This window comes from Vibrio zhanjiangensis (assembly GCF_030161235.1).
Classification (GTDB): domain Bacteria; phylum Pseudomonadota; class Gammaproteobacteria; order Enterobacterales; family Vibrionaceae; genus Vibrio; species Vibrio zhanjiangensis.
Genome location: NZ_BSPW01000021.1, coordinates 163,697 through 184,796, shown reverse-complemented (window position 1 = coordinate 184,796; position 21,100 = coordinate 163,697). Strand labels below are relative to the sequence as shown.

Here is a 21,100-nt window from a genome sequence, read left to right as displayed (position 1 = left end):
AGCAGACTCTAGCATTCTACGCTTCATGCATTACAATAAGGGCTTTGTCAGCCCTTATTGTGGTTTCTATGTCTATTCATCTTGTTATCATTGATGCACTCAATCTCATTAGGCGTGTTCATTCAGCACAACCTAATCCGGATGATATCGCGAGAACGATAAGTACCACCTCTCGAACCCTGAACAACATTATCAGTGAATCTCAACCAACACATATAATTGCTGTTTTTGACCATCATCTTCAACAAAGAGGATGGAGAGCGGAACTAGTAAGTGACTATAAAAGTAACCGAAAACCTATGCCACAAGCATTATTTGATGGGCTTGACTCTATTCAAGAAGCATGGTGGAAATTAGGGATCGACTCTTTGCTCTCGTCAGGCGATGAAGCAGACGACCTTATTGCGACACTGGCGGTTAAAGTCGCCAGTCGCAACCAAAAAGTCACTATTATTTCAACAGACAAAGGATACTGCCAACTCTTATCACCGAGACTCCAAATCCGCGATTACTTCCAACATCGCTGGTTAGATGCTCCTTTCGTCGACAAAGAATTTGGCGTGAAACCATCGCAACTCCCTGATTATTGGGGACTCGTGGGTATCAGTTCAAGTCAAATTTCTGGCGTACCTGGAATTGGACCTAAAGCTGCAAAAGAAATACTAACAACATATTCTGATATCGAACAAGCCTATACCTCTGAAGATCTCGCCGAAAAGTATAGGAAAAAGCTCAATGAACACATTGATACCGCTCGCCAGTGTAAGAAAGTTTCCGCTCTAAAAACAGATGTGGCTCTTGGTTTTAATCTACAAGATATTCGCTACCAAGAGGTACTAGGAGAGAAGGCTGATTGAAGATTCCTCCACCAGCCACACTCTATTTTTAGCGAGGTGAAATGTTTGAAAGGCACTGTACATGTACCGTAATTTCTTCTCTATCATGGTATAAGTGCTTGGCTTGAAGCTTAAACTTAACTTTATTCTCAATCAGGAAGTATTTGAGATTTTCAATGTCCTCTAAAACTTCATCATAGCGGCCTTTCATCGGTAATTTGAGGTTAAAAATCGCTTCTTTTGCCCATCCCGAAATGAGCCACTCGCCCATTAACTGAGCGACTCTAGAAGGCTTTTCCACCATATCACATATTAACCAAGTAACATTTTTACGCGCCGGCTCAAACTTAAACCCATCTTCTTGATGATGTTTAACTTGACCTGTTTCCATCAAACTATCCGCCATCATACCGTTATCCACTGCGTGAACAAACATTGAACGCTTGACCAGCTGATAAGTCCAGCCGCCGGGACACGCCCCCAGATCAACACCCCACATTCCCGGAGCCAAACGCTCATCCCACTCGTCACGAGGAATAAAAACATGAAATGCTTCCTCAAGCTTTAAGGTTGAGCGGCTTGGTGCATCTGACGGGAATTTAAGACGTGGTATCCCCATAAAAAAGGGTGAATTATTATTAGGGAGCGAATAACCAATAAAACAGTGCCCTGATGCTACAAAGCAGAGGTGTAAGACAGGCTTTTTAGGACTATCTTTGGCAAATAAAAGCCCTGTAGCACGCATAGCTTGGCGCATAGGTACTGTGAATTTTCGACAAAATTTGAGCAACTCTTTGGCTTCATTCGTATCTGGCGTTTCAATACGTATGTCACCACACTTGGGAAAACCAGCGATCTCAGACAAGCTGGCTAAAATGGGCGAAATACGGTCCTCACGGGGAAGATCTTTAATCTCAGTAGCAACGACAAACATCTGACGAGCAAAGATCAGAGACTTAAAATCAAGCTCTTTTAAGAGGCGCTCTGTATCACCAGATTGGTAGCACTCAAAAAGTACGTAACCAGTATTATTTTTTAAGCGAGGGAAACCAAACACTTCAATCTGAGTGGCGCGATCCTGAATTTCTCCAGCACACTCCTTCTCAAAACCGGAGCGACAATAGAGCATTAAATGTTTCACTGATTTACCTTTTTAATCTGCATGGCTGCGAATACAAACAGCCCCCAACCCAGCATAAAAGCGAAACCGCCAATTGGAGTAACCGGTCCGAACCATCTCACCCCAGTCAATGCCAAAGCGTAAAGACTGCCACTAAAACAAAAGATGCCGATAATAAAACAATTAGCAGCAAGGGCGAAATATTTTTGTGGTTTCTCTGCAAGCTCCAAAGTCAGCAAAATGCCACAGATTAGGAGCGCGAGAGCATGAATAAATTGATATTGAACACCAGTGTGAAAAACATCAAGCATCTGCGTAGGTAATACTTTTTTGAGACCATGGGCAGCGAATGCGCCTAAAGCAACACCAAGCCCCGCCAATACCCCACCAAAACAAAGTATGGATTTAGCCTTCATTGTATACCCCCGAAATAAAGTCAGCTAAATATTGCGCCGCGGCAGTAATATTTTCAGCTTCACTGTGTCCTGAGCTTTTTCGGGGCTTGAAACTATGGTCACCATCGGCAATAAACTGGATATCCACTCGCTGAGAAAATTTAAAACCCGTACATTCCTCACGCCTGCCGAAGGTATCTCTTTCACCTTGAACAATTAAACAAGGTTTCTCCAGCGTCGCCAAATGCTCCCCTTTGTAATTTTCTGGCTTACCCGGTGGATGAAATGGAAAGCCTAGACAGGCGACTCCTGCCACTAAATTATCTGAGGCTAAAAGACTTGCCATTCTTCCTCCCATCGATTTACCCCCAATGACAACAGGCTTGTCGGCAAACTGATTAATCACATCTCGAAACGCTTCCAATAGCTTAGGTGCTCTATCTGGTGGGCGGCGCTTACCGTCACAAGACCGCTTTACCATGTACGGAAAGTTAAAGCGTACCACTTGAATACCTCTATGTACCAATTCCTTAGTGACTTTAACCATAAAATCATGTTCCATCCCCGCACCTGCACCATGAGCAAAAATAAACAAAGGGCTATTTGGGTCACCATCAATCAACACATCATTCATCCAACAACTCCTCTTGCTCACTTTGCGCTTTCGCTAGCATCCAATCTCGAAACGTGGCAATTCGTCCCATATCAGCCTGCTTTTCATGGCACACCACGTAAAACGCATTCTTCGAAACCAAAACCTGATCAAAAGGCGCAATCAAGCGGCCAGCCTCCATTTCTGGCTGTGCAAGAACATTATTTCCTAGTGCAACTCCCTGACCATGCGCGGCAGCTTGGAGAACCATAGTCGAATGACTAAAAATTGGACCATGATTAACGTTAATCCCTTCAATGTCGTATTCTTTGACAAACTGTTTCCAATCTTTGCGCGACGTATCATGCAATAGAGTATGCTGCTTTAAGTCACTTAACGTTTCCAATGACTTGTTTCCAAGAAGCAGAGAAGGTGAGCAAAGGGGGATTAAGAACTCTTGATACAATTTATCAGCTCTAAGGCCTGGCCAATTACCTCGCCCGTAATAAATCGCCACATCCACGTCATCGGTTAGAGACCCTTCATCCATGTCGACCGCTTTGATACGAACATCAATGTCCGGTTCTTGCTGGTTAAAGTCAGCCAGACGAGGAACCAACCACTGAATGGCAAAACTAGGAGGTAAACTGATCGTTAACGCTCCCTTTTCACTGCGTTCTAGTACTTTATCTGTCGCCTCAGCGAGTAACGTAAAAATATCTTTAATGTCGAGAAAATAGCTTTGTCCTTCCTCAGTCAGTAGTAGGGAACGATTGCGTCGCCTAAATAATTTTAGGCCTAAATACTCTTCCAATGCCTTTATCTGATGGCTTACTGCAGCCTGAGTCACAAATAACTCTTCAGCTGATCGAGTAAAGCTCAAGTGGCGAGCAGCAGCCTCAAACACTTTAAGAGAGTTTAAGGGGGGCAATCTTCTTGACATGTCAGTTGGCTCCAAGTTGGATTAGTTTTTCTTATCTGAAACATTATAAAATGTCCATTGCTTAGAGGCTAGAGAAATTCTATATTTCTTCCTGCAGCGAGAACCAGAACGGCTTTATTCCTGCTGGGAATGAATTGGCATATTGCTGCGATGTTGTGTTTGCAAACTCGTATTTCGAGTTAGGTAGATTTCTACCAAGTTTCGATTCTCTAACTGGAGTCGAAGCGATACTTCCTGTATTTATTTTTTGACCTGTCTGTCAAATTGTTTAGCACCGCCCTAGGGCGGTGTTTTTTTATTTCTCAAATGAGGATAAGCAAATGCTGACATAGAAAACTCAGCATCAACGATGAGGCAAGAGCGCTGACATGGTGGACAAGCAGCGCCTAAGATAGTGCTAATGACTAAGGACGATAGACCTTAATGTTAGTAAACCCTTGATCTTGAAGGTACAAAGCTTGCAATCGACTCATGACGCCGCGATCACAATAAAGTAAGTAGGTTTTGCTTTGGTCCAAATCACCAAATTGAGTACCCAGTTTGTAGAAAGGTAGGTGTACAACATCAACGCCCTCTATCTCAAGTGGGTTGTCCTCTTCTTCCTCTGGGCTACGAATATCAAGCACTATTGCATGCTGTTCAACTGCTTGAACTAACTCTACTTCAGGCGCCGCCTCCTGAGCTTCTTTAGCAATATCACGGATATCCATCTGGCGAGCATTCAGGACGACTTGATTCAGAATATCAAAATCAAACTTTGCTTCTTCTACTTCGAGCTTTTCTTTCACGGCTTTGACTGTTGGCTTCTTAGAAATGACGCCACAATACTCCGGCATAGTTTTGGCAAAATCTTCGGTACCAATTTCACGTGCCAGATCGATAATATCTTCTTTATCCCAATTAATTAGTGGACGCAAAATTAAGGTATCAGTCACCGTATCGATATGACGAAGGTTAGTCAGTGTTTGACTGGATACCTGGCCAAGAGCTTCACCAGTTACCAAAGCTTGAATCCCAAATTTGTCTGCAATCATACCCGCAGCACGCATAAACATGCGCTTAAGGATAACCCCCATTTGACCGTCATCTACTTTCTCTAGAATTTCTGCCACAACGGGCTCAAAATCCACGGAGATAAAACGCACTTTGGCAGAGGAACCGTATTTGTTCCATAAATAGTGTGAAACTTGCTTCACCCCAATTTCATGTGCAGGCCCACCTAAATTAAAGAAGCAGTAGTGCACCTTTGAGCCACGCTTAATATGAAGGTAGCTCGATACACCAGAATCAAATCCACCTGAAATCAAGCTCAGTACATCTTCCTGAGTGCCTAATGGGAATCCCCCTAAGCCTTTATGACGAGCAATGACATGATTGAGTTTATCACCCGCTACTTCTACTTTTATCGTAACGTCAGGGTTATGAAGTTTGACCTTTGCACTTTCAACTGCCTGATTGAGTCCACCACCAACATAACGTTCCAGTTCAATCGACGTAAAGTCATGTTTGCCACGACGCTTGGCTCGAACAACGAAAGTTTTGCCTTCGATGTGAGATCGATTGAGTTCTAAGACCTGCTCATATATGTCATGTAAATCGGTAAAGTCGGATTGCTTAACTTCTAAAACATGGTGGATACCCGGAGTATGGGTAAGAATTTCAACCGTCTCTTTGTAATAACGATCCGATTCTGAGGTAACTTCAATATGATCGCGGCGGTTAAACACAGCGACAGATTCAGTGCGACTCTTTATTATATTGCGAATATTACATTCAAGAATCTTTGTGAAGCGCTTACGCACCGATTCACTTTTAACAAAAATTTCTGGATGGGGCTTAACGATAAATTTCATAGTTCACTTCACAACTCAACAGTTTCGCTAATCAGAGTGTTTACAAATATCTCAATATAATTCTGCGAGATCTAGACTCTAAAGGCGCAAGATTATACATGAACCAAAGACCATAAAAAAGGCGAGCCTTTGACTCGCCTTGCTATTTAATTCGAGTTGGGTAAAGTTGGTACCTCATCGCTCAACATCGCCTCCCCTTGCATAATACTTATTTCGACGCGACGATTTCGCGAACGCTGAGCTTCTGTATCATTAGGCCCTAATGGTTGAGTATCAGCCATGCCTCGCACTTGAAGACGTTGATGAGAAAACCCTCGTACCTTTTCCATCTCTTGAGCAACCGATACCGCTCTTTGAGCCGATAAATCCCAATTTGAGCGATAAAGCTCAGAATCTATGGGCTGATTATCGGTATGACCCGAGACCCGAATAACACCTGGAACATCTTTAACGAGATCGGCGATTTGACGAACCAGAGGGCGAAATTTCGGTTGAAGAAACGCTGAGCCTTGAGGAAAAGCGCCTTTTTCCCTGATCCGAATATCGATCTGTTGACCGAGATTCTCTATTTCAATTGCACCTTCATCAATTTCTCGTTCCAACGCTTTCTTTATACTCTCCATAAGAGTTTCAAGCTCTTGGGACATCTCCGCAGATTGTTGTTGCTGACTTTCTGAATCGGCGTTCTGGCTATCTTGAGTTGAAGTATCCGGAGATTTGCCGCCAGTTTGCTTGCCTTCATCTTTTTGAGTGCCGCCTGCTCTGTCTTGATCTCCTTCTTGAAATTCTAGAGTTTGCTGAGTGATGTCAATTGTCTGTTGCATGATAACATCAATAGGCGTGGGTTCAGGACGCCCAGGACGAAACTCTTGAGCAATAATACTGGTCCCTTTAGGTATATCTTTTACTTCAAGTCGGTTTTGTACCCCAAATGCAAACTTCATCGAACCGGCGATCTGCTTGAATTTCAATACATCCATCTCGGAAAAGGACAACAATAGTACAAAGAAGCACATCAACAGTGACATCAAGTCAGCAAATGTTCCCATCCAAAGTGGCAACCCGGGAGGAGGACATTTACAACCTTCTTCATCATCCATAGCGGTTTCCTTACTCTGAGTCTACATCGAGAACACGCTTACCTTCATTTAGGTAATTCTTCAAATAGCCATCAATAACTCGTGGGTTCTGTCCATCTTGAATGGCAAGCACGCCATCCATGATTAAACGACGGTTGAGCTTTTCTTGCTCACGACGCAGTGATAATTTATCTGCGATAGGGAAAAAAACCATGTTAGAAAGGATCGCCCCGTAGAGCGTTGTCAGTAGTGCAACAGCCATCGCAGGTCCTATTGCTTTAGGATCATCCATATTCGACAGCATAGCCACTAGGCCCACCAGAGTCCCTATCATGCCCATTGCAGGGGCAACGTCTCCAAAGGCTCTAAATACGCCAGTACCAAATTCATGCCGTTCATCGGTTAGAACAATATCTTTTTGCAGTGCTGCCCGAACCACATCAGCATCATGACCATCAACGAGTAAATCAATCCCTTTTTGCATGAAGTTGTTGGTAATTTCCATCTCTTCAAGCGCTAAAAAGCCGCCTTTACGCGCCGCATCAGCCATTTCAACAACTTTGGCAATCAGATCTTCAGGTTCATCAACCTTAAACATGAATGCTTTACCAGCAATTTTTGCCGCTCCAAAAAATTGCCCCATAGTAAACTTCATCAGCACAACGAAGGTAGAACCACCTACCACGATGAGAATAGAGGTGACATCAATAAACATCATGATGCTTCCGCCTAAGATCATCGCCATGATGACAAAAGCGAAGCCTCCAATAAGCCCTAGCAGCGTTGCTAAATCCACAAAGCACTCCTCATGCTATTTTTATACGCCTCTGGTAAATTATATCGGCAACATCTTAAGATCTTTAGTTTTTTATTGGTACAATTCTCACACAACTATAGTTCTTATCGTTACAGAGTAAACCAGCCTCTGCTTATGATGCGATCTTATCACCACAATATAGACGCCTACCGTCGCTTTTTCGATCAATTTTCCTTGGTTAAATTTGACCATTACTACCTGCTCATGTAACTTTCGTGCATCTTCCCAAATGTAGATAGTGTTATGGCTAGTAAGAAACCTGAAAACATGTCCTTTGAAGCCGCGATAAATGAGCTTGATTCGATTGTCGAGCATCTTGAAAAAGGGGATTTATCTCTTGAAGATGCGCTGAAAAAGTTTGAACGTGGTGTCACTCTTGCTCGCGAAGGTCAAGCTAAGCTCAATGATGCTGAACAAAGAGTGAGTATCTTACTCAATAATGACGATAGTGCTCCGCTTGAAAAATTTACACCACCACAGCCAGAATAATCATAACCAGAAGAGTTGCTCTTATGCACGAGGCATTAACCTCTCTACAAAAACGAAATAATCAGCAGTTAGAATACTGGCTTAGCCAATTTCCTCATTCAGGACAGACGTTAATAGAAGCAATGCATTACGGCTTGGTACTAGGAGGTAAACGAGCTCGACCTTTTCTCGTGTATATCACAGGTCAAATGCTTGGATGCCAGCTTGATGATCTCGACACGCCAGCCTGCGCGGTAGAATGTATACACGCCTACTCACTTATCCATGATGACTTACCCGCCATGGACAATGATGCACTTCGACGAGGGCTGCCAACATGTCATATCAAGTTTGATGAAGCTACCGCAATTTTAACCGGCGATGCCCTTCAAACAATGGCATTCTCTATTCTTAGTGACGGAAAGTTGAGCTCAGAAGCCGAACAAAACCGCATCAAAATGATCAAAGTGTTAGCACAAGCTTCTGGAGCAAATGGTATGTGCTTAGGACAGGCACTCGATATCGAGGCAGAAGGACGCAGAATATCGCTAGAAGAGCTTGAGACCATTCATCATAATAAGACTGGCGCACTGCTAAAATGTGCGGTGAGATTAGGCGCTCTTGCAGCAGGAAGCAAAAGTGATGACATTTTGCCTCAATTAGATCAATACGCTGATGCCATTGGTCTAGCCTTTCAAGTTCAAGACGATATTTTAGACGTAATTGGTGACACCGATACTCTTGGTAAACCTCAAGGTTCGGATCAAGCACTGAAAAAAAGCACCTACCCTGCTCTTCTTGGTTTGGATGGCGCAGTTAACAAAGCTGACACTCTTTTGACAGAAGCCCTTCAAGCATTAGAAACAATCCCATACAATACGAAATTACTCGAAGAGTTCGCCCGATATGTCATCGAGCGCAAGAACTAGACAATAAGCGCCCTATATATGACTCTTGATATATCCAAATATCCAACCTTGGCACTGGCCAATACACCGGATGAATTACGCAGCCTTCCAAAAGAAGTGCTACCTAAACTGTGTGACGAATTGCGCACTTATTTACTGAATTCTGTTAGTCAATCAAGCGGACACCTCGCATCAGGCCTAGGAACCGTAGAGCTCACCGTTGCACTACATTATGTCTACAATACTCCATTTGACCAGCTCGTATGGGATGTTGGACATCAAGCTTACCCGCATAAGATTCTTACTGGCCGCCGCGATAGAATGCCTAGTATCCGCCAAAAAGGCGGGCTACATCCTTTCCCATGGCGCGAAGAAAGCAAATACGACACTTTATCCGTCGGTCATTCCTCTACCTCTATCAGTGCCGCGCTTGGTATGGCAATTTGCGCTGAAAAAGAAGCCAAGAATCGCAAAGTTGTCAGTGTTATCGGTGATGGTGCGATTACAGCTGGTATGGCTTTTGAGGCAATGAATCATGCAGGTGATGTACACTCGGACATGCTTGTTGTTCTCAATGACAATGAAATGTCTATCTCCGAAAATGTGGGTGCACTTAACAACCATTTGGCACAATTGCTCTCAGGTAGCTTATATACTTCTATTCGAGAAGGTGGCAAGAAAGTACTTTCTGGTCTTCCACCTATCAAAGAACTCGTCCGTAGGACAGAAGAACATCTCAAAGGAATGGTAGTACCGGGAACTCTATTTGAAGAGCTCGGTTTCAACTACATCGGACCTGTCGATGGACATGACGTCTGTGAGTTAATCAAAACCCTAACCAACATGCGAGAGCTTAAAGGGCCTCAGTTCTTGCACATCATGACCAAAAAAGGCAAAGGCTATGAACAAGCAGAGAAGGACCCAATAGGTTACCATGCGGTTCCCAAGTTTGACCCTAACCATACCTCTTTACCTAAATCTAAGGGTACGCAAGCCACGTTTTCCAATATTTTCGGCGATTTCCTCTGTGATATGGCAGCACAAGATCCCAAGTTGATGGCAATCACTCCAGCCATGCGAGAAGGATCGGGAATGGTTCGTTTTTCAAAGGAATTCCCAGAACAATATTTTGATGTAGCGATTGCAGAGCAGCACGCCGTCACTCTAGCGGCGGGTATGGCAATAGGTGGAAATCATCCGATAGTCGCCATTTACTCGACATTCCTACAACGTGGCTACGATCAGCTCATTCATGATGTCGCGATTATGAATCTGCCTGTAATGTTTGCAATTGATAGAGCGGGCTTAGTCGGTGCTGATGGACAAACTCACCAAGGTGCATTTGACTTGAGTTTTATGCGCTGTATACCCAACATGGTTATCATGGCGCCAAGCGATGAAAATGAATGTCGTCAGATGCTGTATACAGGGCATCAACATCAGGGGCCGAGTGCCGTTCGATACCCAAGGGGAACGGGAGTTGGGGTAGAAATCCAGCAAGAGTTTACTGCTCTCCCTATCGGCAAAGGGCGTGAAGTTCGCACTGGTGAGAAAGTTGCCATCCTCAATTTCGGTACCTTCCTCGACGATGCTCACCAAGCGGCAGAAAACCTTAACGCAACTCTTGCCGACATGCGTTTTGTCAAACCATTAGATGAAGAACTCATCAAAAAGTTAGTCGCAGCACATGATATTATCGTAACAATAGAAGAGAATGCCATTGCTGGCGGCGCTGGGTCTGGTGTTGTTGAGTTCATGATGCAAGAAAAACTCATAAAGCCAGTGCTAAATTTGGGGTTGCCGGACAAGTTTATCGCCCAAGGTACTCAGCAAGAGTTGCATACTGAGCTGGGATTAGATGCAAAAGGCATAGAAGAGTCTATTCGTGCATATTTGGAAAAATAATAACTAAGCTCTATTTTAAGCCCTCCAATGAGGGCTTTCAGTCTAATTGTTCTCTGCAACCTGCCAGCCAAATTCATCACATATTTTCTGCCAAGTTTGATCTACCTTTGCACAAATAGAGACCACCTGTTTTGAATAGGGATGGATAAATTCCAAATGTGATGCATGTAGCAGCAACCGATGAGAATCATATACCTCTCTAAACAACTTATTGTGCTTACCGTCTCCATGGCTAGTATCACCAACGATTGGATGGCGAAGATGTGCCATATGCCTTCTTAATTGGTGCTTTCGACCTGTTAGTGGGTTTAACTCCATCAAACAATAGCGCGTGGTGGGAAACTTACCTGTTGAGAAAGGGATTTCTACTTTCGCTATAGGACGATAGTCCGTTACCGCTTTCTGAGCCTCTTTATCTTGGCTCGCATGCTTGTCAGCTATTTTGTCAAGCTCCACTCTTAAGTCGTAGTCTAAACGCCCAGATTCCTCTACCCACCCCCGTACAATGGCATGATACGTTTTGGACATCTCGTGATTGGCAAACATAGGCATAGCCCGTGATGCAACATCCCTCGACAAAGCAAATATGAGCACACCTGACGTTGGCCTATCCAATCGATGTAAAGGAAAAACATGCTGATCGATTTGGTCTCGTAAAGTTTGCATGACAAACTGAGTCTCATGTTTATCAAGCCAGCTACGATGCACTAGCATCCCAGCGGGTTTGTTCACCGCAATAAAGTATTCATCACGGAAAATGATCTCTAACATCAAGTACAAACCTCATCAATGGCTTTAATTAAACGAATTAACCCACTGTAATCATGATTATTTTTCCAACATTCTTCAAAATATGGAGCCAAGCAGAACCCTTTGGGTAAGGGCATTTGATTGTCGATTAAATCGCTCATCTTAGGTATAAAGATCCATTGTAGCCACTCTTGGGGTTCCAAACTATCAACAGCAAATGGCTCGTTACTTTCTAACAAATGTTCAATCGGCCTTGTCGAGTGCCATAACTGTAAAGATTTCATAAGCTGAGTCAGTTGCGCTAAAAGCACCTTCAATTGTTGATTATCTGCCATAAAACATATTTGTGGGCCTTGAAATTAGGTCCAAGAATACCATCTATATAGGATATTTAGTTAGGACTATTAGCAATGGACACGATTCATACACTCAGCCAACTTCTGATCCACAGCGATTGCCAGTATCAGGTATACGATTTAGGGCGTCGTATAAAGCGTATTGATAGCAAGACTTTTTCAGATGTCGAGCATGGCCTTAAGCCTTACCCCTATCCGTTGCAACGTAAAGCTCATCTTGCCATTTGTTATTGGAATGAAAGCAAACAGCCATGGATCTGGTTTTTAAAATTTGAACTGGATGAGCGCGGCCTCCTAAAACAAGCAGAAGTAGGAAATTTCCTCAAATACGTCATTGAGGCGATGGGAACTCGTATCAGTAAAGAAATGACGCAAGAGCAACAGCAGAAACTGGCAAATAACCCATATACCTTTAAGCCAGCTGAAGACAAAATGGCCGTATTTCACAGTCAAATTCGAGCTCAACTTTCGCTACCTTGTAGTCAATACTACCAACACGCACAACACTACTTTTCGGGTGAATTAGGCTGGGATAAATGGCAAACGGTTGGACTGCAAGGTGTGACCGATATCTGTGCTCGATTAGATGAAGAGCAAAATGGTGTTCACGTGCGCAAAGCAATTAAACAACTTCCCAATGAACCTCTATATGCCCTTCTTGGTGCTCTTGAACACTCATGCCTACCAGACAAGCTCTCAGAGCGACTGCAAGAATTTGCTGTCAACAAGATCGATGATGAAAACCCTGATATATTCCTTATTGGTGCATTAACCCGAGCGCTTTCTGGAGCCAATGAGAAATACTCAAAACCGATAATCGAGAATGTTCTCTTATCGGCTCGTCTTAGCCATCAGGAAGTTCTCATTGGCATAGCAGGACGCTGTTGGCATCTGCTTACTAAACCTGATTTGGCTGAGCTGTTTTTACTCCGCTTAGCACAAACTGGCAATCAAACACTCTTTAACCAACTATTCGCCGACCTAGTTATGGTCCCTGAATTGAGAATGGTGTTGCTTCCTCTCTTACACTCCAAACCATCAGAAGAACTTGCGCATGCACTCACTATGCTTCAGCAAGCGACAAAGGGATAAACAATGATCGGAGATCTGCTGGCAATTATGGTCTTGTTTTTGATCGCCTTTGTTTTCTGGCAGCAAAGGCGTCAGGCGGAGCTGGCGAAAGAAATAGCAACAAGGAGATGCAAGCAGCTTGATCTGCAGTTGCTTAGTATCGCTTTAAAGGGACACTATGTGAAAATGCCTGACGGTCGCTGGTGTTGGCACTCTATCTATCAATTTGAGTTTTCTTCGCTAGGTGATGACTATTACCAAGGCCAATTGGTCATGCGTGGCTTGCAGCTTATTCGAGTGCAAGTTCCCCCTCACAGGATGTAAAGACATAGTGTCGATGTGCAGACTTTTGACTGCTAAGATCACTTTGTTGCTCAAATCCAATTTTTTCTAAGACACGAATAGATGCAATATGATGGCTATCTACACTAGCAATCACTTGATACAGGTGTAAATGGTGCAATGCTTGAGGTAAAAAAGCACTTAGTACTTCGCTTGCGATACCTCTACCCCAATAAGCTTTATCAAATAAAAAGCCCAGTGTAGGCCGTTCATCTAAATTGTAGATAAACACATGGCCAATATAATCACGTGATTGGTTATCGAGAACAGCAAGAGAATAGATACTGGGGTCATGCAAAATACGCTGAAAAAGTCGCTTCGCAGAAGATACCGTATAAGAACCATCCATTAGCATCCTATTCTTCGTACAATAATTTAGCATTAAGAATTCAGATTGTAGAGATTCGTTGTAGGGCATTAACAGAGTTCGACGAGTAGCAATAATCATGGCCTCACCTCATTGACAACGAGCCCCCTGCACAGCAGGGGGCTCTTTCGTTTCTCAAAAAGAGAAACAAGGCCGATAGACATACCAACTTAATTTTTTACATATTGTTGTAAGCTTTCATTCTTGACGTTGTTAGGTTGATTCATATCTCAGCAAAGACTCCAAGATGACGAAGCATCTTATTATCAATATGCTAATTTACTGCCTACAGTCACCAGTACATGAACTCAGCTTTTATAATTTTATCTTGAGTATCAGTGCCCTAGCGACGTATACACTCTATAACAAATAGTAATATAAACAATGTAAGAAAATACTTCCGTAATAAATTTTTATTTATCAAACAAAAAAAATCATTTAAATACAACAGGATACAAACAAACTCAGCGTATACTACTGATAAGATTAACTCTTGTCTCACATATACAGTAAGAGATCTCTCACACCAAGACTAAGTATTTTCTATTCGTATTCAAAGATAAGGTTAAGTATCATTAAGAGCAACTAAATTCAGGAGGACTTATGCTTACTCAGGATGTCAGTGAAGAGTTAACCAAAGTGTTACGACAAATCCAGTCGGAGGGTAAGGAACCCACCATTGCGCTAGTAAAATCTCGTTTGAATATCGTTGTCCCAATACCAGCATTAATCAAAGTGATTAAAAACTGGAAACAAAGTAAACAAGTTCCAAAAATAGAAGTCGCTGCTGAGGCTCATGATGATAAAGAGAGGATAGCCAAATTGGAAAAGCAAGTCGCAGACTTAACAACACGACTTAAAGAATTAGAAGAAAAGTTTGCGAAGCGTTAGTCTTTCAATTAAAAACTGACAAAAAAGAGCTTGGCAAAATGCCAAGCTCATCAATGATGTGACAAATCTAGGTTATTACCAACCTGTGACTTCACGTAAGCCTTTACCAATATCTGCTAATGACTTCACTGTCTTAACACCAGCGGCTTCTAGAGCAGCAAATTTGTCTTCTGCCGTACCTTTACCACCAGAGATGATCGCACCAGCATGACCCATACGCTTGCCTGGAGGAGCCGTTACTCCAGCAATGTAAGATACCACTGGCTTGGTCACATTTTCTTTGATAAATGCAGCTGCTTCTTCTTCAGCAGTTCCACCAATTTCACCAATCATTACAATGGCTTCTGTTTCAGGATCTTCTTGGAATAGCTTGAGAATATCAATAAAGTTAGAACCTGGAATTGGGTCACCACCAATGCCTACACAAGTTGACTGACCAAAACCTTCATCCGTCGTTTGCTTAACCGCTTCGTACGTTAAAGTACCAGAACGCGATACAATGCCGACTTTACCTTTTTTATGAATATGGCCAGGCATGATACCAATCTTACACTCGTCAGGGGTGATAACACCCGGACAGTTAGGACCTATCATGCGAACGCCAGTTTCTTCCAACTTCACTTTCACATCGATCATATCCGTTGTAGGGATACCTTCAGTGATGGTTACAATCAGTTCAATACCTGCATCAATGGCTTCCAAGATTGCATCTTTACAGAAAGGCGCTGGTACGTAGATAACTGTTGCCGTAGCGCCAGTTGCTTCCACGGCTTCACGAACGGTGTTGAATACAGGTAGACCTAAGTGAGTTTGACCACCCTTACCAGGAGATACACCACCAACCATCTGTGTGCCGTACGCGATAGCTTGCTCTGAGTGGAAAGTACCTTGACCACCAGTGAAACCCTGACAGATTACCTTAGTGTCTTTATTAATTAGTACCGACATTATTTGCCCTCCGCAGCAGCAACAACTTTCTGAGCTGCGTCAGTAAGTGACTCAGCAGCAATGATATCAACATCAGAATTAGCAAGAACTTGACGACCTAAGTCTGCGTTAGTACCTTCTAAACGAACAACAACAGGGACATTCACACCAACTTCTTTAACCGCACCAATAATACCTTCTGCGATCATGTCACAACGTACGATACCACCAAAGATATTGACAAGTACTGCTTTGACATTGTCATCAGATAAGATGATCTTAAACGCTTCTGCTACACGCTCTTTCGTCGCACCGCCACCAACGTCTAGGAAGTTTGCTGGTTTACCGCCATGCAGGTTAACAATGTCCATTGTCCCCATTGCAAGTCCAGCGCCATTAACCATACAGCCAACGTTGCCATCGAGAGCAACATAGTTGAGCTCCCACTGAGCTGCGTGAGCTTCACGCTCATCTTCCTGTGAAGGGTCATGCATTTCACGTAGTTTAGGCTGACGGTAAAGTGCATTTGAATCTATGTTGATCTTACCATCAAGACACAAAAGATTGCCTTCACCCGTTATCACTAGAGGGTTGATCTCAAGCAATGCAAGATCGTACTGAGCGAACATAGCACCCAGCCCCATAAAAATCTTAACAAATTGCTTGATTTGATCGCCAGCTAAGCCTAGTTTAAACGCCAACTCACGACCTTGATACGCTTGAGGACCAACAAGTGGATCGATCGCGGCTTTATGGATAAGTTCTGGGGTTTCTTCTGCCACCTTCTCGATTTCCACGCCACCTTCAGTCGATGCCATGAAAACAATCTTACGAGTTGCACGATCAACCACAGCACCTAAATAAAGCTCATTAGCGATGTTTGATGCTTCTTCAACAAGAATTTTTGTTACTGGCTGACCATTGGCATCCGTTTGATAAGTTACTAGGTTTTGACCTAACCACTTTTGTGCAAACTCCTTAACGCCATCTTTCGTGTCATGCAATTCAACACCACCAGCTTTACCACGTCCACCTGCGTGAACCTGACATTTCACAACTTTTTTTTCTGTGTTTATTCGACCTGCTGCTTCAAAAGCTTGCTGAGGTGTATCACACGCATAGCCTTCAGGCACAGGCAAACCGAATTCTGCAAACAGCTGTTTGGCTTGATATTCATGCAAATTCATTTTGTTATTCCGCTTATTTTCCCTTGAGGGGTTATTATTTCCATGACGTTTTCATCTATCGATTAGAACGTCTGTAGGGTCTTCTCAAATAAACCGCTAACCATTGTAGCGCTTCAAATGAAGGCGGAACGTTGAACATGTTCCGCCTTAAAAAACTTCACTTTCAGTTTACACGAGGCAAACGGTAGCAAGAGTCAACTATACGTTAAGAAGTAGACGTGCAGGATCTTCAAGTAGCTCTTTAATCGTTACCAAGAAACCAACCGACTCACGACCATCAATCAAGCGGTGATCGTAAGAAAGTGCAAGGTACATCATAGGCAAGATTTCTACTTTTCCATCCACCGCCATCGGACGATCTTGGATTTTATGCATACCAAGAATTGCAGACTGCGGTGGGTTGATGATAGGGGTAGACATCAATGAACCAAAAACACCACCATTGGTGATGGTGAAGTTGCCACCGATCAATTCGTCAACGGTTAGCTTTCCGTCGCGTCCCTTAATGGCAAGCTCTTTAATGCCTTTTTCAATTTCAGCAAAGCCTAAAGTGTCACAATCTTTTAGTACAGGCGTCACAAGGCCACGCGGCGTAGACACAGCCATACTTATATCAAAGTAGTTATGATAAACGATGTCATCACCGTCGATCGATGCATTCACTTCAGGATAGCGTTTTAGCGCTTCAGTAACGGCCTTTACATAGAAAGACATGAACCCTAAACGGATACCATGACGTTCTTCAAATTGACCTTGGTACTGCTTACGAAGATCCATAATTGGCTTCATGTTCACTTCATTAAAAGTCGTCAACATTGCCGTGCTGTTTTTGGCTTCTAGTAAACGGTTTGCAACTGTTTTACGAAGACGAGTCATGGATACACGTTTCTGACTGCGAGCTGCAGCTGGAGCTTCAACGCTTGCAGCTGTTCCCGCTTTAGTTGCTGACTGACCATTGGCAAGGTGCGCCTCGATATCTTCTCGAGTAATACGACCTCCGACACCGGTGCCCTTAACTTGACCCGCGTCTAGACTGTGCTCTGCGAGCAAACGGCGAACCGCAGGACTAAGCGCATCGCTCGTTTCTTCTGTCAAAGAGGCTGTATGACGCTTATCTGGTGAAGCCTCTGCTGACTCTGTTTTATCTTGGGTAGGCTCACCCGCAACTGCACCTGGATTAAGCTTGGCGATAAGTTGTTTGGAAAGCACAGTCGCACCTTCTTCTTCTATTATCGCTTCAAGAATACCAGCCTCTGGAGCAGGCACTTCCAAAACCACTTTGTCAGTTTCAATATCAACCAGTACTTCATCACGCTGTACTGTATCGCCTGGTTTTTTGTGCCATGTAGCCACCGTCGCATCTGCAACAGATTCAGGTAAATCTGGAACCAGAATTTCAATTGTCATATCTGTTTCTTCCTTTCACTTCTAGTTCTTAGTTCGAAGTTGTTGTATTAACGGTAAGCGCGTCTTCAACAAGCGCTTTCTGTTGTTTTAAATGTACTGACATATAGCCTACAGCTGGCGAAGCTGATGCTGGTCGGCCTGCGTATTTGAGATCCGCACCTGCTGGAATAGCAAGACGGAAATTATGCTGACTACTGTACCAAGCCCCTTGGTTTTGCGGCTCTTCCTGACACCAGACATAATCTTCCACATTAGTGTACTGCTCAATAGCCGCTTTCACTTCTTCCTGCGGGAAAGGATAAAGCTGCTCGATACGCACAATGGCCACGTCATCTTGTTCATTACTACGACGCTGCTCGAGTAGATCAAAATAGACTTTACCCGAACAGAACACAACTCGCTTCACTTTGCTTGGTTCAAGGTTATCAATCTCAGCGATTGCAGGCTGGAAAGTTCCTTCTGCTAAATCATCAAGAGTCGATGTACATAGTGGGTGTCTCAGTAATGATTTCGGAGACATAACCACAAGAGGCCTACGCATCGGCCTTACCACCTGACGTCTTATCATGTGATAAACCTGAGCGGGTGTAGAAGGCACAACAACCTGCATATTTTGCTCTGCGCATAACTGAAGGTAACGCTCTAGACGAGCTGAGGAGTGCTCGGGTCCTTGCCCTTCATAGCCATGAGGAAGCAGCATGGTTAAACCACATAAACGTCCCCATTTCTGTTCACCAGAAGAAATGAACTGATCAATGACAACTTGAGCGCCATTGGCAAAATCACCAAATTGCGCTTCCCAAATCGTCAAACCACCAGGTTCAGCTGTCGCATAACCGTATTCGAATGCGAGTACTGCCTCTTCAGACAACACCGAATCGTAGACTTCAAAGGGACCTTGCTTATCATGCACATTCGCAAGAGGAATAAAGGTACTCGCGTCAGTCTGATTATGGAGTACGGAGTGACGGTGGAAGAAGGTACCACGGCCAGAGTCTTGGCCTGAAATACGTATGCGTTTCCCTTCATCAACCAAGGTCGCATAAGCCAATGTCTCCGCCATACCCCAGTCTAGTGCTTTTTCACCACTCATCATTGCCATACGATCGTTGTATAGCTTGTTGACTCGACTTTGAAGTCTATGACTTTCTGGGTATTGGCAAACTCTGTGGCCTAATTCAACAAGACGTTCTTTGTTGTATGCGCTATTCCAAGCGACATCCCAGTCATGACCTAAGTAAGGAGACCAGTCGACAGAATGTAACGCCATTGGCCGCCATTCTTTAACAACAACTTCACCACGATCCAGAGCATCACGATATTCATTGACCAGCTGAGTGGCAGTATCAATGCCAAACTCACCACGCTCAATCAGTACGTCCGCGTATAGTTTACGTGGCGTTGGATGTTTTTTGATCTTTTGGTACATCAATGGCTGAGTTGCATTAGGCTCATCGGCCTCATTATGTCCGTGTCGACGGTAACAGACTAAGTCAATCACCACATCACGCTTGAACTCATTCCGATAATCCAACGCAATCCGCGTAACAAACGCTACCGCTTCTGGATCATCAGCATTGACGTGGAATATAGGAGCTTGGACCATCTTAGCGATATCCGTACAATACATTGTCGAACGGGTATCATTTGGATTAGAGGTAGTAAAGCCGACCTGATTATTCACCACAATGCGTACCGTACCACCAACGCGATATCCACGCGATTGAGACATGTTAAAAGTCTCAGCGACAACGCCTTGACCTGCAACTGCAGAGTCACCATGAATCGTAATTGGAAGTACAGTACTGCCATCAGTATCGCCAAGTCTATCCTGACGTGCTCGAACAGACCCTATCACAACTGGATTAACAATCTCGAGGTGAGATGGGTTAAATGCAAGTACTAAGTGAACATCACCGCCTGGGGTTGAAAAGTCGGCTGAGAAACCTTGGTGATATTTAACATCGCCGGTTCCCCATGTCTCATCATGCTTGCCAGCAAACTCATCAAATAGGTCTTGCGGCTTCTTACCGAGAACATTGACCAGCATATTAAGCCGGCCTCGGTGAGCCATACCAACAACAACCTCACGCATCCCATTCTTACCAGCATGCCTAATAAGCTCTTTCACCATCGGAATGAGAGCATCGCCACCTTCAAGAGAGAAACGTTTTGCTCCGGGGAACTTAGCACCAAGATAACGCTCAAGTCCTTCTGCTGCAGTCAATTCTTCCAAGAATTCTTGCTTTTCTTGCTTTGAAAAAGAAGGCTGACCTACCACTGACTCTAGTCGCTGTTGAATCCAGCGCTTTTGTTCAGTGTCTGTCATATGCATATATTCGGCACCAACAGAACCACAATAGATTTTATTCAACGCTGAATGGATATCTTTAAGCTGCATGGTCTCCTGACCAATGGCGAAAGAGCCGACATTGAATGATTCTTCAAAGTCTTCTGCGGTGAGATTGTGGAATTCTGGATCTAGCTCTACCACTGTAGGGCGTTGCCATAAACCGAGGGGATCAAGTTTAGCTGCTTCATGACCGCGAAAGCGGTACGCGTTGATCAGCTGGAGAACTTTTACTTGTTTTGCGTCGACATCTGGGTCACTAACTTGGACATTGTAATGCTTTGTTTCTTGAGCGAGACGCCGGAAGTAATCACGAACCCGTGAATGAGGCTGTTCTTTCACCTCTTCTGAAGGCTTAGGTAAGCCATCAAATACACGTTTCCATTCCTCACTTACCAGGTCGGGGTCACTTAGATACAGTTCGTAGAGATCCTCTACATATGTTGCATTGGCGCCAGCCAAGTGTGAAGACTCGAGCCATGCCTTCATCACGCCGTTGTGCATATTTTCCCTTAACCAGTAGTTTTCACGTTTGC

21 protein-coding genes are annotated in these 21,100 nt (G+C 43.8%); 7 read left to right on the top strand and 14 right to left on the bottom strand.

The genetic code is table 11. The features are described from left to right. Positions 1–68 precede the first annotated feature (68 nt). A complete protein-coding gene (xni, locus tag QQK21_RS05785; protein WP_284191246.1) occupies positions 69–857 on the top strand; it encodes a flap endonuclease Xni in 789 nt (262 codons plus the stop codon). Positions 858–885: 28 nt separating this feature from the next. Here xni and rlmM read toward each other — a convergent pair whose 3' ends face one another. The 7 genes from rlmM to pomA all read right to left on the bottom strand — a co-directional run bounded on the left by rlmM (position 886) and on the right by pomA (position 7,614). Further along, the gene (rlmM, locus tag QQK21_RS05780) at positions 886–1,977 is read right to left on the bottom strand and encodes a 23S rRNA (cytidine(2498)-2'-O)-methyltransferase RlmM (protein WP_284191245.1); all 1,092 of its coding nucleotides are present in this window, start codon (positions 1,975–1,977) and stop codon (positions 886–888) included. Next, the gene (locus QQK21_RS05775) at positions 1,974–2,372 is read right to left on the bottom strand and encodes a DUF423 domain-containing protein (protein ID WP_284191244.1); all 399 of its coding nucleotides are present in this window, start codon (positions 2,370–2,372) and stop codon (positions 1,974–1,976) included. Before QQK21_RS05775 ends, rlmM begins: the two co-directional genes overlap by 4 nt. Continuing rightward, positions 2,362–2,985, bottom strand: a complete 624-nt coding sequence (locus QQK21_RS05770) for an alpha/beta fold hydrolase (protein WP_284191243.1) — start codon at positions 2,983–2,985, stop codon at positions 2,362–2,364. Before QQK21_RS05770 ends, QQK21_RS05775 begins: the two co-directional genes overlap by 11 nt. Continuing rightward, positions 2,978–3,886 (bottom strand): transcriptional regulator GcvA, encoded by a 909-nt coding sequence (locus QQK21_RS05765; RefSeq protein WP_284191242.1) that lies wholly within the window; start codon positions 3,884–3,886, stop codon positions 2,978–2,980. The genes QQK21_RS05770 and QQK21_RS05765 overlap by 8 nt, the downstream gene beginning before the upstream one ends. A 404-nt stretch (positions 3,887–4,290) precedes the next feature. Beyond that, positions 4,291–5,739, bottom strand: a complete 1,449-nt coding sequence (thiI, locus tag QQK21_RS05760) for a tRNA uracil 4-sulfurtransferase ThiI (RefSeq protein WP_284191241.1) — start codon at positions 5,737–5,739, stop codon at positions 4,291–4,293. 146 nt (positions 5,740–5,885) lie between these two features. Further along, positions 5,886–6,839, bottom strand: coding sequence for a flagellar motor protein MotB (locus QQK21_RS05755; RefSeq protein WP_284191240.1), 954 nt, complete (start codon positions 6,837–6,839; stop codon positions 5,886–5,888). Positions 6,840–6,849: 10 nt separating this feature from the next. Next, on the bottom strand, positions 6,850–7,614 hold the full coding sequence (pomA, locus tag QQK21_RS05750) for a flagellar motor protein PomA (RefSeq protein ID WP_284191239.1): 765 nt from the start codon (positions 7,612–7,614) through the stop codon (positions 6,850–6,852). Between the two features lie 264 nt (positions 7,615–7,878). Here pomA and xseB point away from each other — a divergent pair, with 264 nt between their 5' ends. Genes xseB through dxs form a run of 3 tightly spaced genes read left to right on the top strand, consistent with a single transcriptional unit; the run spans position 7,879 to position 10,916 of the window. Then, positions 7,879–8,124: an exodeoxyribonuclease VII small subunit gene (gene xseB / locus QQK21_RS05745; protein WP_284191238.1), complete on the top strand. Its 246-nt coding sequence runs from the start codon at positions 7,879–7,881 to the stop codon at positions 8,122–8,124. A 23-nt stretch (positions 8,125–8,147) separates the two neighbouring features. Continuing rightward, on the top strand, positions 8,148–9,032 hold the full coding sequence (gene ispA, locus QQK21_RS05740; RefSeq protein WP_284191237.1) for a (2E,6E)-farnesyl diphosphate synthase: 885 nt from the start codon (positions 8,148–8,150) through the stop codon (positions 9,030–9,032). 18 nt (positions 9,033–9,050) lie between these two features. Then, entirely contained in the window at positions 9,051–10,916 is a 1,866-nt protein-coding gene (gene dxs, locus QQK21_RS05735) for a 1-deoxy-D-xylulose-5-phosphate synthase (protein ID WP_284191236.1), read from the top strand. A 42-nt stretch (positions 10,917–10,958) separates the two neighbouring features. On the opposite strand, the gene truC is transcribed toward dxs, so the two are convergent. Further along, a complete protein-coding gene (truC, locus tag QQK21_RS05730) occupies positions 10,959–11,687 on the bottom strand; it encodes a tRNA pseudouridine(65) synthase TruC (protein ID WP_284191235.1) in 729 nt (242 codons plus the stop codon). Beyond that, positions 11,687–12,001, bottom strand: coding sequence for a YqcC family protein (locus QQK21_RS05725; protein WP_284191234.1), 315 nt, complete (start codon positions 11,999–12,001; stop codon positions 11,687–11,689). The genes truC and QQK21_RS05725 overlap by 1 nt, the downstream gene beginning before the upstream one ends. Positions 12,002–12,076: 75 nt before the next feature. On the opposite strand from QQK21_RS05725, the gene QQK21_RS05720 reads away from it, so the two are divergent. Continuing rightward, a complete protein-coding gene (locus tag QQK21_RS05720; RefSeq protein ID WP_284191233.1) occupies positions 12,077–13,114 on the top strand; it encodes a DUF3549 family protein in 1,038 nt (345 codons plus the stop codon). A 3-nt stretch (positions 13,115–13,117) separates the two neighbouring features. Next, positions 13,118–13,417, top strand: a complete 300-nt coding sequence (locus QQK21_RS05715; protein WP_284191232.1) for a DUF3301 domain-containing protein — start codon at positions 13,118–13,120, stop codon at positions 13,415–13,417. On the opposite strand, the gene QQK21_RS05710 is transcribed toward QQK21_RS05715, so the two are convergent. Further along, a complete protein-coding gene (locus QQK21_RS05710) occupies positions 13,383–13,883 on the bottom strand; it encodes a GNAT family N-acetyltransferase (protein ID WP_348541466.1) in 501 nt (166 codons plus the stop codon). The genes QQK21_RS05715 and QQK21_RS05710 overlap by 35 nt on opposite strands. A gap of 522 nt (positions 13,884–14,405) precedes the next feature. Here QQK21_RS05710 and QQK21_RS05705 point away from each other — a divergent pair. Further along, positions 14,406–14,693, top strand: coding sequence for a hypothetical protein (locus tag QQK21_RS05705; RefSeq protein WP_284191230.1), 288 nt, complete (start codon positions 14,406–14,408; stop codon positions 14,691–14,693). 75 nt (positions 14,694–14,768) lie between these two features. Here the strand turns inward: QQK21_RS05705 and sucD are convergent, their stop codons facing one another. From sucD to sucA, 4 genes are all read right to left on the bottom strand, one after another. Further along, complete coding sequence (gene sucD / locus QQK21_RS05700; RefSeq protein ID WP_284191229.1) at positions 14,769–15,641, bottom strand: succinate--CoA ligase subunit alpha; 873 nt, start codon at positions 15,639–15,641, stop codon at positions 14,769–14,771. Then, complete coding sequence (gene sucC / locus QQK21_RS05695; RefSeq protein WP_284191228.1) at positions 15,641–16,807, bottom strand: ADP-forming succinate--CoA ligase subunit beta; 1,167 nt, start codon at positions 16,805–16,807, stop codon at positions 15,641–15,643. Before sucC ends, sucD begins: the two co-directional genes overlap by 1 nt. 198 nt (positions 16,808–17,005) lie before the next feature. Then, a complete protein-coding gene (odhB, locus tag QQK21_RS05690) occupies positions 17,006–18,214 on the bottom strand; it encodes a 2-oxoglutarate dehydrogenase complex dihydrolipoyllysine-residue succinyltransferase (protein WP_284191227.1) in 1,209 nt (402 codons plus the stop codon). A gap of 28 nt (positions 18,215–18,242) precedes the next feature. Then, a complete protein-coding gene (sucA, locus tag QQK21_RS05685; protein WP_284191226.1) occupies positions 18,243–21,068 on the bottom strand; it encodes a 2-oxoglutarate dehydrogenase E1 component in 2,826 nt (941 codons plus the stop codon). Positions 21,069–21,100: the final 32 nt, after the last annotated feature.

What these genes read in the sequence shown, in the direction of transcription:
- sucC (WP_284191228.1), bottom strand. Translation starts at nt 16,807, where the DNA reads ATGAATTTGCATGAATATCAAGCCAAACAGCTGTTTGCAGAATTCGGT.
- QQK21_RS05765 (WP_284191242.1), bottom strand. Translation starts at nt 3,886, where the DNA reads ATGTCAAGAAGATTGCCCCCCTTAAACTCTCTTAAAGTGTTTGAGGCT.
- xseB (WP_284191238.1), top strand. Translation starts at nt 7,879, where the DNA reads ATGGCTAGTAAGAAACCTGAAAACATGTCCTTTGAAGCCGCGATAAAT.
- odhB (WP_284191227.1), bottom strand. Translation starts at nt 18,214, where the DNA reads ATGACAATTGAAATTCTGGTTCCAGATTTACCTGAATCTGTTGCAGAT.
- QQK21_RS05775 (WP_284191244.1), bottom strand. Translation starts at nt 2,372, where the DNA reads ATGAAGGCTAAATCCATACTTTGTTTTGGTGGGGTATTGGCGGGGCTT.
- QQK21_RS05710 (WP_348541466.1), bottom strand. Translation starts at nt 13,883, where the DNA reads ATGATTATTGCTACTCGTCGAACTCTGTTAATGCCCTACAACGAATCT.
- dxs (WP_284191236.1), top strand. Translation starts at nt 9,051, where the DNA reads ATGACTCTTGATATATCCAAATATCCAACCTTGGCACTGGCCAATACA.
- thiI (WP_284191241.1), bottom strand. Translation starts at nt 5,739, where the DNA reads ATGAAATTTATCGTTAAGCCCCATCCAGAAATTTTTGTTAAAAGTGAA.
- QQK21_RS05715 (WP_284191232.1), top strand. Translation starts at nt 13,118, where the DNA reads ATGATCGGAGATCTGCTGGCAATTATGGTCTTGTTTTTGATCGCCTTT.
- sucA (WP_284191226.1), bottom strand. Translation starts at nt 21,068, where the DNA reads ATGCACAACGGCGTGATGAAGGCATGGCTCGAGTCTTCACACTTGGCT.
- QQK21_RS05720 (WP_284191233.1), top strand. Translation starts at nt 12,077, where the DNA reads ATGGACACGATTCATACACTCAGCCAACTTCTGATCCACAGCGATTGC.
- QQK21_RS05770 (WP_284191243.1), bottom strand. Translation starts at nt 2,985, where the DNA reads ATGAATGATGTGTTGATTGATGGTGACCCAAATAGCCCTTTGTTTATT.
- QQK21_RS05705 (WP_284191230.1), top strand. Translation starts at nt 14,406, where the DNA reads ATGCTTACTCAGGATGTCAGTGAAGAGTTAACCAAAGTGTTACGACAA.
- xni (WP_284191246.1), top strand. Translation starts at nt 69, where the DNA reads ATGTCTATTCATCTTGTTATCATTGATGCACTCAATCTCATTAGGCGT.
- sucD (WP_284191229.1), bottom strand. Translation starts at nt 15,641, where the DNA reads ATGTCGGTACTAATTAATAAAGACACTAAGGTAATCTGTCAGGGTTTC.
- QQK21_RS05755 (WP_284191240.1), bottom strand. Translation starts at nt 6,839, where the DNA reads ATGGATGATGAAGAAGGTTGTAAATGTCCTCCTCCCGGGTTGCCACTT.
- QQK21_RS05725 (WP_284191234.1), bottom strand. Translation starts at nt 12,001, where the DNA reads ATGGCAGATAATCAACAATTGAAGGTGCTTTTAGCGCAACTGACTCAG.
- truC (WP_284191235.1), bottom strand. Translation starts at nt 11,687, where the DNA reads ATGTTAGAGATCATTTTCCGTGATGAATACTTTATTGCGGTGAACAAA.
- ispA (WP_284191237.1), top strand. Translation starts at nt 8,148, where the DNA reads ATGCACGAGGCATTAACCTCTCTACAAAAACGAAATAATCAGCAGTTA.